The sequence below is a fragment of the Desulfovibrio sp. 1214_IL3152 genome, assembly GCF_036763055.1.
Taxonomy (GTDB): domain Bacteria; phylum Desulfobacterota; class Desulfovibrionia; order Desulfovibrionales; family Desulfovibrionaceae; genus Desulfovibrio.
In genome coordinates, this window is record NZ_JBAIYW010000609.1 from 1 (window position 1) to 8,544 (window position 8,544).

Annotated in this window: 8 protein-coding genes; 4 read left to right on the top strand and 4 right to left on the bottom strand. The window is 56.6% G+C overall.

Annotation, left to right across the window (positions count from 1 at the left end):
* On the top strand, positions 1 to 1,488 hold a 1,488-nt coding region (locus V6C07_RS12785; RefSeq protein ID WP_333536860.1), incomplete at its 5' end, for a penicillin-binding transpeptidase domain-containing protein.
* Between the two features lie 408 nt (positions 1,489 to 1,896).
* Here V6C07_RS12785 and brnQ read toward each other — a convergent pair.
* The gene (brnQ, locus tag V6C07_RS12790) at positions 1,897 to 3,201 is read right to left on the bottom strand and encodes a branched-chain amino acid transport system II carrier protein (protein WP_333536861.1); all 1,305 of its coding nucleotides are present in this window, start codon (positions 3,199 to 3,201) and stop codon (positions 1,897 to 1,899) included.
* 398 nt (positions 3,202 to 3,599) lie between these two features.
* Here brnQ and V6C07_RS12795 point away from each other — a divergent pair, with 398 nt between their 5' ends.
* Complete coding sequence (locus tag V6C07_RS12795; protein WP_333536862.1) at positions 3,600 to 4,385, top strand: 4Fe-4S ferredoxin; 786 nt, start codon at positions 3,600 to 3,602, stop codon at positions 4,383 to 4,385.
* A 228-nt stretch (positions 4,386 to 4,613) separates the two neighbouring features.
* Here V6C07_RS12795 and V6C07_RS12800 read toward each other — a convergent pair whose 3' ends face one another.
* From V6C07_RS12800 to V6C07_RS12810, 3 genes are read right to left on the bottom strand one after another with little or no spacing between them, the layout of a single operon-like run.
* Positions 4,614 to 5,657, bottom strand: a complete 1,044-nt coding sequence (locus V6C07_RS12800) for an HD-GYP domain-containing protein (protein ID WP_333536863.1) — start codon at positions 5,655 to 5,657, stop codon at positions 4,614 to 4,616.
* A 3-nt stretch (positions 5,658 to 5,660) separates the two neighbouring features.
* Positions 5,661 to 7,079 carry a pyruvate kinase gene (gene pyk, locus V6C07_RS12805; protein WP_333536864.1) on the bottom strand — a complete coding sequence of 473 codons (1,419 nt, stop codon included), beginning with the start codon at positions 7,077 to 7,079 and terminating at the stop codon, positions 5,661 to 5,663.
* Positions 7,076 to 7,372 (bottom strand): hypothetical protein, encoded by a 297-nt coding sequence (locus tag V6C07_RS12810; RefSeq protein ID WP_333536865.1) that lies wholly within the window; start codon positions 7,370 to 7,372, stop codon positions 7,076 to 7,078. Before V6C07_RS12810 ends, pyk begins: the two co-directional genes overlap by 4 nt.
* Positions 7,373 to 7,469: 97 nt before the next feature.
* Between V6C07_RS12810 and V6C07_RS12815 the strand changes: the two genes are divergently transcribed.
* Together V6C07_RS12815 and rsmH are read left to right on the top strand one after the other, a co-directional pair.
* Positions 7,470 to 7,916 carry a division/cell wall cluster transcriptional repressor MraZ gene (locus tag V6C07_RS12815; protein ID WP_333536866.1) on the top strand — a complete coding sequence of 149 codons (447 nt, stop codon included), beginning with the start codon at positions 7,470 to 7,472 and terminating at the stop codon, positions 7,914 to 7,916.
* 9 nt (positions 7,917 to 7,925) lie between these two features.
* Positions 7,926 to 8,544, top strand: a 619-nt coding sequence (gene rsmH, locus V6C07_RS12820) for a 16S rRNA (cytosine(1402)-N(4))-methyltransferase RsmH (RefSeq protein ID WP_333536867.1), incomplete at its 3' end; no start/stop codon positions are given.

Genomic DNA, 8,544 nt, shown 5'->3' on the forward strand with positions numbered 1-8,544 from the left:
CAGCGCCGCCTGGAGCGGCAGCTGCGCCTGTTCACCGCGCGACGTCAGGACTACGGCCTTGTTAACGGGGCGGCCATGCTGCTCCACTGGCCCAGCATGGAAGTGCGCGCTCTTGTCGGTTCCGCGGATTTTTTCAATGCCGACATTATGGGGCAGGTGGACGGAACCAGGGCGCGCCGTTCGCCGGGTTCCACACTCAAGCCTTTCATTTATGCCCTTGGCCTGGACCAGGGTCTGATCCATCCCTTGACCTTGCTGGCCGATACGCCACGCAGTTTTTCGGGCTATGATCCTGAAAACTATGACGGCAGTTTTCGAGGCCCTGTCAGTGCCGGTGAAGCTTTGAGAGCCAGCCGCAACGTGCCTGCCATTGCCCTGGCCGCGCGTTTGAAGCAGCCCGGATTTTATGATTTTTTGAGCAGGGCCGGAGTGAAATTCGCATCCGGCGAAGATCATTACGGTTTGAGCCTCGTGCTTGGCGGGGCGGAAGTGAGCATGCGCGAACTGGCCGGACTTTATGCCATGCTTGCCAATAAAGGGATCTGGCGTCCCTTGCGCGTGCGGCAAGACGACGGACATACGGAAACGGCCCTGCCCCTGCTGTCGCCGGAAGCGTCTTATGTAACCCTTGCCATGCTGGAGGACGGCAATCCGGACCGTCTTGTGCGCTCGCAGGGGGGGACCGTGCTGCCTTTGCGGCTCAAAACAGGCACGTCCAACGGTTTTCGCGATGCGTGGGCCGCAGGCATTGTGGGGCCGTACGTGCTTGTGGTGTGGCTTGGCAATTTTGACAACAAGCCCAATCCGTTGTTTGTGGGCGGCATCAGCGCCGTGCCGTTGTTTACGCAGATAGCGCGGGATCTTGCAATGGCAGAGCCGCTGCGGGATTACCAGGCCGAGCCTGCGCACGGCCTTAATCTGGAGCGTGTGGAAGTTTGCGCCGCCACAGGAGACCTGGATACGTCCCTGTGCGAGGACACGGCAAAGACGTGGTTTATACCGGGGGTGTCGCCCCTGGCTTCTTCCGGCGTATTTCGCCCGATACTTATCGACAGGGAAACGGGCCTGCGGGCCTGCCTGCCGCAAGCAGGCCGCACCGAGACGCGCATATGGGAGTTCTGGCCCACGGACATGGCGCAGATGTTTGCGCGGGCCGGAATGCCCAAGCCCGAGCCGCCGCCTTTTGCCCCTGAATGCGGGCCGGAAAATATGGTTACGGGAGAAGCCCCGCGCATCGTGCAGCCCAAGGACGGTCTGACGTATAAGTTGAGCCTGAGCAGCCGGGGGCATGAAAATATGGTTTTTATGGCCCACGCCGATGCCGGGGTGAAAATCCTGCACTGGTTTGTCAATGGCCGCTATCTGGGAAAAGGAACGCCGGGCGAGGCTTTTTTGTGGCAGGCTGTGCCGGGAGATATTGAGGTGCGCGTGGTGGATGATGCGGGCCGCGCCGGAAAAAAACGTGTGCGCGTGCGCGCAGACCACTAGATATAGATATGCTGTTCCAACAGTTTGTTCGCCTTCCTTAAAACGGCAACGTGGGGAACAGCAGAGAACAGCAAAACGGCTGAGGAGGAGGCAATAGCCTGCTGAAGTGTTACGGCCGAAGGCTGCTTCAGAAGCGTCTTTTCCGCAGAATATTGGCCCATTGCTGGTGGAGTGGTGTTTCTTGCACTGCCCTGACAGCAACGGGCCTTTTTGTGCTCAGCGCGCAGGGCTGCCTTAAGAAATGCTTCGGTTGTGCGCCTGTGTTGAAAAAACACCGTACCCTTCAGGGACGTTGTGCGCGGAGCCACGTGCGGCCTGAAATTCAGGCAATGCAGTTGAAAGTTCTTGTGATATGCGTCTTTTTGCGCAGACAGGCTGCCTGTCTGCGCAAGCCTCGAGGAGAAATCTTTATTGCGCGGATTTTTTAGGCTGACGGACAAAGTAGCCCACGATGCCGAAAACGCAGGCCGGCACTATCCAGCTCAGTCCGGCGGAACCAAAGGGAAGGTGACCTGTGATATCCAGGGGCAGGCCCCACTCTTCCAGTACGCTCAGGCCGCTGGCAAGAAGCGCCCCCGCCGTGGCGAAACGGAAGATATTGTCATTGTCGATATGACGGTCAAAAAGGGAAAGCACAATGACCGCCAGTGTTCCCGGGTATAAAAAAGTCAGAATGGGAGCGGCAAAAGCAATGATGTTGTCAAGACCGAAGTTGGAAACAACCATGCTGAAAAGGCCGGTTCCCACCACAATTTTTTTGTAGCTGAGCCGTCCCTTGCTGAAGCGCGATATGAAGGTGCCGGTGGTTCCGATCAGGGCTACGGAGGTCGCCATGCAGGCCACGGTTACAATGCTTGCCAGCAGAATGGTGCTCGCGCTGCCAAAAAGCCTGCCCACCAGAAGGGTGACCAGCGCGCCTTTTTCCGTTTCCACCGGATAATACGTGGACCCCGTGGCCCCAAGGTAGCAAAGCCCGCAATAGATGACGAAAAGCAGCGCACCGGCCACGAGGCTTGCTATGCCCACGGACAGCGCCTTTTGCCTGCCTGTCTCGTAGCCTTTGCCCTTCAGGGCGTTTACTATGATAAGGCCGAAAACCAGGGCCGCCATAACGTCCAGCGTCTGATAGCCGGAAAGGATGCTGTGCCAGGCTACATTATCGTCACGAACGATGTCGCTTACCGGCCCGATGGGTACAAAAAAGGCCGCAGCCACGATAAGCAGAAAGCCCCCGATTTTTATGGGCGAAAGATAGCGGGCAATAACATCCACCATGTTGGACTCCCGGAAGGCCAGCAGGGTGGATATACCGAAAAACACCACGGAATAAAGTATTTTGGCCGCGCTGACGCCTTTGGAGGAATAGCCCAGGGGTGCAAAGGAAATGGCAAATGCCGTGGCCCCTGTGCGGGGGATGGCGAGCAGGGGGCCGATGCAGAGAATGATGGCGCACATCATAAGCATGGCCGCCGTAGGCCCCAGCCTGTGCATGATGCCTTCTTCATTATCAATGCATGAAGAGGCCAGCATGGCGTAGATGGCAAGCAGGGCCAGGCCCACGTCTGCCATATAATAACAGATAAATCCCAAAAACCATTCCGGGCCGGCAGTGAAACCGATGTAGGGCGGAAAAACTACGTTTCCAGCACCAAAAAGCATGGAAAACAACGCAGCGCCGACAATAAAAGAATCGCGTACCAGGGAAGATTTCATCAAAAATGCTCGCAGATTCGTGCTTTGGTGAAAGATAGCGCCGCAGTGTAAAAAAATAGCATCAATGAAAACAGGGCTGTCCGTAATCAGTTTCTTGAAGCGGCCCGCCAGAGATAGCAGAAGTCGGGAAGTCACGCCAGCCTTGATGCAATGCTAAAGCGTGTTGCAAATAAAAAACGTTTCCCGCTATGCCCCTCTGGCAAGCTCTCCTATATTCTTTACATGTTTCCAATCAGGGTAGACAACGGTATAAAGGCTGCCTGGGCTGAACGCTGCAATCTTGTACGTGGTGTTTTGCAGTTGGCGGGAAAACGTTTTTATGGTTTTCTTTTCAAGAAAAAAGCGGTTCACGACATCTTTTTACACTGTCCGGCGCAGTAGAAACGGGGGTTTTCATCATGAGCGGCAGTCTGCACACGGTTTTTTTCAGCCCGACCCACAGCAGCAAAAGGATTGCGCGGGCCGTGGCTGCTGTTATGGCCCGGAGTATCGGCAAACCCGCCGTTGAACATGATCTGACGTTTCCTGACGGCCGCAAGGAAAAGCTGTCTTGCGATGCGGACGATACTTTGCTTCTGGCGTTTCCGGTCTATGCCGGGCGCGTGCCGCGCCTGCTGATGGAGTTTCTGGCCGGACTTACGGGAAGGGGCGGCGCGGCCGTTCCGGTGGCCGTGTACGGTAACCGCCATTATGACGATGCGCTTCTGGAAGCAGTGGACATACTGCGAAAGCAGGGTTTTACCGTGCCTGCTGCGGCAACATTTGTAGCCGAGCACAGCCTGACGCCCAAGGTCGGCACAGGCCGTCCGGATGAACAGGATATGGCCGTTGTTCGGGGTTTTGCCGAAGACGCGGCGGCTGTCGTGCTTTCCGATTGCTGTGACACCGTGGCTGTACCCGGCAAGCGGCCGTACAGGGATGTGCCGCCTGCTGCGGATATACGGCCTCAAACCGCGGAAAGCTGTACGCAATGCATGCTTTGCGCAAGCAATTGTCCGATGCAGGTCATCAGTTTTGACGATGCCACAAAGGTCAGCCAGGGCTGTATCCGTTGTTGCGCCTGCGTCAGGTCCTGTCCGGAGGGTGCAAAATATTTTGATCAGGAGCCGGTGCTGAACATTGTGAGCATGCTGGAAAAGAACTGCACGAACAGGCGGGAACCGGAGTTGTTTGTCGTCCCATAACCGTGGCATTTTGCCGTTGAAAAGATTCGGGCGGCTGGCGGCACAAGCGTCCGACGGTGCAGACAGGCAGAGCGGGTAAACAGGTCATGTTTACCCGCTCTGTATTTTGCACGGAGATCTGAAAATGGCGTGGGCGGTAGTGTATCTTTATACGAAAAAACGCGTTTGCGCCTTCATGGCAAGCGCCTGCCCGCTCAGTCGCCAGAGCAATTTCAAAGTGAAAATGCCCTAAAGCGGCTCATCCACGATTTTGTCCATGTCGATCATGGCTCCGATGTTGCCGGACGCAAAGCCCGTGAGCAGCATGTTGGTCAGTTCGCTGTCATAGCGTGGGTCGCCCGCCAGTTCCTTTGTTGCCTCAAGAGGTTCTTTGGCCTGGCTGTAAGGCCTGTCGCAGATCATGGCCGCAAAGGAGTCGGCAACGGCGGTAATTCGGCCCACACGGCTTATCTGGCTGCCCTTGAGGCGTTGGGGATAGCCCGAACCGTCCATACGTTCGTGGTGTTCGTAGCAGGCCCGCACAAGCTCTTCAAAACTCATTTCCAGCTTGTGCATAAGCTTGACGCCCAAAAGGGGGTGGGGCAGCAGTTTTTCTTTTTCTTCGGCCTTGAGCGGGCCTGGCTTGCTGAGCAGAAAGGCGGGAACCTTGCTCATGCCCACATCATGCAGCAAAAAGGCCAGGGCAACGCGGTCAAGGTCCTTGCGGCGGTATTCTCCGCTTGTCTGCATCCACAGCCAGAGGCCCACGCTCATGGTGTTGATGGCGTGCCGCGCCATCTGATGCTTGCGAAACAGGCGGCGCATGAAGGTGTTGATGCGGTGCTTGTCTGCCCAAAGGTATTCCGTGATCACCATAACGTCGCGGTACAACGGTTCAAGCAGGGCCTTTATGGGCTGGCTGATGAACTCCGTATAGCGGAGAAAAAGCGCGCGGATGCAGATGTCCGTAATTTCCGCTTCCTTGAGGTTTTTATCCTGCAGCACAAGGTCAAGCTGTTTGACAATGTGGCGCGAATAGATGTGGTGGTCAGAACGCGACACAAAAAGATCGCCCTCGGCACACAGCGACGCCAGCTCTTCAACCTGTTCGTTGGTCAGGCGCGTTTCCTTTTTGCAATAAGGGGCGAGCACCATGATGTCTTCACGAAAGCTGAAAAGATCCACAGGAGGCCGGTACTTGGGAAAGCTGGAAAGTATTTCGCCGCTTATCTGGTAATATTCCTCGTTGATGTTCTGAGGAATCTCTCGTGCTTCCCGTGCTTGCTCGGCCATGGGCTATTTCCAGTATATTTTAACAAGGTTGGTGCCACGCGGGGTGGAGGAGGAGCCTTTGACCTGCCCTGCTGTTATCACCGCGCAGTCGTCAGCCACAAAGTCTTCACTGTTATGGATGAACTGCTCGGCCCTGATGAGGTGGCTGGGCTCTTCCTGCGGGCGGTCGATGAACACCGGCTTGACGCCCCACACAAAGTTGAGAGCCTTGACGGTCACCGGGTCCGGAGTGAGCGCGTAGATCTGCTGAGGTGGGCGCCTTGCAGAAACCTGGCGTGCCGAACTGCCGGAAAGGCTGTGGGACACGATGGCCTTGGCTCCGGCCTTGTTTGCCAGCAGGCAGGCCGAGTAGGCAAGGAATTCCGGTATGCCCTTATCGGCATCGGGTTCTTCAAGAGTATGGTTGAGCAGCAGCAGCTTTTCGGCTTCATCGGTGATGCGTCTCATGTAGCGCACCGTGTCCACGGGAAAACTGCCCATGGCGGTTTCTTCAGAAAGCATCACGCAGTCGGCCCCGTCCAGTACGGCGTTGGCAACGTCCGTGGTTTCCGCTCTTGTGGGGGCGGGGCTGTTCACCATAGAGAGCAGCATCTGCGTGGCTACAATGACAGGCTTTGAAGCCTTGTTGCAGGCGCTGATAATGCGCTTCTGCAGTGCAGGCAGCAGCGGCAGGGGGCATTCCACGCCAAGGTCGCCGCGCGCCACCATGACCACGTCTGTTTCCGCCAGAATTTCTGCAAGATTGTCCACAGCGCTCTGACGTTCCAGCTTGACCACCACAGGCAGGTTCTGGCCGGCAGCGGCGATCAGTTCTTTGGCTTCGCGCACGTCATCGGCGGTCTGAACATAAGAAATCGCCACGGCGTCCACGCCGAGCTTAAGCCCGTCCGCAAGGTCTTTTTTGTCCTTGTCCGTCAGGGCGCGCACTTTCGTGGCCTTGCCGGGCAGGGCAAGGCCCTTGCGTGAGGTGACGATGCCGCTGTTGTCCGCTTCCAGCAGTACCAGATTGTCTTCACGGCGCGCCTGCACGATGAACTGAAGGCCGCCGTCGGCCAGCACCAGGCGGTCGCCCGGCTCCAGACTTTCAAGAATTTCTTCATGATCAAAGGGCAGGTAGGGCATTTCATTGATGCGTGACTGGCTGGGGCCAAGCAGCAGGCGCATGCCTTTTTCTACATCTATAGTACCCTCGGGAACCACTCCCAGGCGGATTTTCGGCCCGGAAAGGTCCTGCATGATAGTGATGGGCCGCCCGAGGGCGCGTTCAACTTCCCGGATATTTTTTATGATGTTTACAAAATCGGCAGCGCCGCCGTGTGAAAAGTTGAGACGAAAAACGCTCACGCCGGCTTCTGCAAGTTCATGCAGTTTTTCCCTGCTGTTGGAAGCGGGGCCAATAGTGGCGACAATTTTGGTTCTCATGATTTGTCCTTGTTTAGAGGGCAGGGGGGCTGGCCCGGCGTATGGACGCAAAAAAGAGTGATTGACCAGCACAAAAAAGCATCTTGATTTTCGCACGTATTGTCAAGGTATTCGGCACTGCTGGAGTATGCGGCACGTATCCGGCACAGCGCCTGACGATGTTTTGTTCTGCTGCGGCTGATTTTTTCGGGCAATGTGCCGGTGGTAAAAAACCACTTTTTACCACCGTTCGTTTTTGAAAAAAGAGCAATGTTTTCACCTTGCCTGTACCCCCTGAAATCGGCTTCACACATAAATGTTGCGGTTTTTTTGCACTTGGCTTGACACCCCCATAGCCTTGGGGCATAAGTGGGAAAAAGTGGTAATATGAAGTAAGAAAGTGGTAAAGCCGTGCAAAAACTCTTCACAAAAAGCCTTTCCCGCAGCCTTGACCCCAAAGGGCGTCTTATGCTGCCGCCCGAATACCGGGAAGGGCTTTGTGCCGACGGCGGCACGGGGGTTTTCTGGCTCACCGCATACTACGGCCGTCTGGTGGCCTATCTTCCCGAAGATTGGGAAAAAGTTACGGAACAGCTGAGCCGTATTCCCATGCCTTCGCCGCGCCTTTCACACTTCAAGACCAAGGTTATGGGTCTCGCGCAGGAACTGCAGTGCGATGCCCAGGGCCGTGTTCGCATTCCCCAGGCCCTCATGCGCGAAGCCGGACTGCAAAAGGACGTCATGCTGGTGGGCATGCTCAATAAATTTGAAATATGGGATCAGACCCGCTTTGACGCCCTGGAGCTTGAAGACGTTTCTGCGGAGCTTGCGGCCAGCGGCGTGGCGATCAGCCTTTAGGCGCTACTTATGATGCAAACCATGCACGATACTGCGGAACCGACACGGCATGTGCCCGTTCTGCCTGTGGAAACCTTGGAGGCGCTCAGCCCGCGCGCCGGGGGACGCTATCTGGACGGCACTCTTGGCATGGGCGGACACGCCAGTGCCATTTTGTCGTCAGCCCCCGATATAGAACTGTGCGGACTTGACCGTGACGAAGAAGCTCTTGCCCTTGCCGGGCAGCGCCTGAGCGTTTTCGGCCAGCGGGCGCACCTGTTCCATTGCCGCTACAGCGATTTTGCCGATGCTCTTAAAGGTCTGGGCTGGGACAAAGTGGACGGGGCCTTGCTGGATATCGGCGTTTCCTCGTTGCAACTGGACGAGGCGGAGCGTGGCTTCAGTTTTTATGGCGATGGCCCCCTGGACATGCGCATGGACCAGGCATCGGTGCAGCCTTCGGCATGGCACTGGGTCAATCGAGAAAGCTTCGACAAGCTCAAAGACTGCATCGCCGCTCTTGGCGAAGAGCCGCAAGCCGGGCGCATTGCCCGCGCCATTGTGGATGCCAGGCAGAAAAACACCATCGACACCACAGGCCAGCTGGCCGCTCTGGTTGAAAGGGCGTATCCGGCCGCCTGGCGGGCCA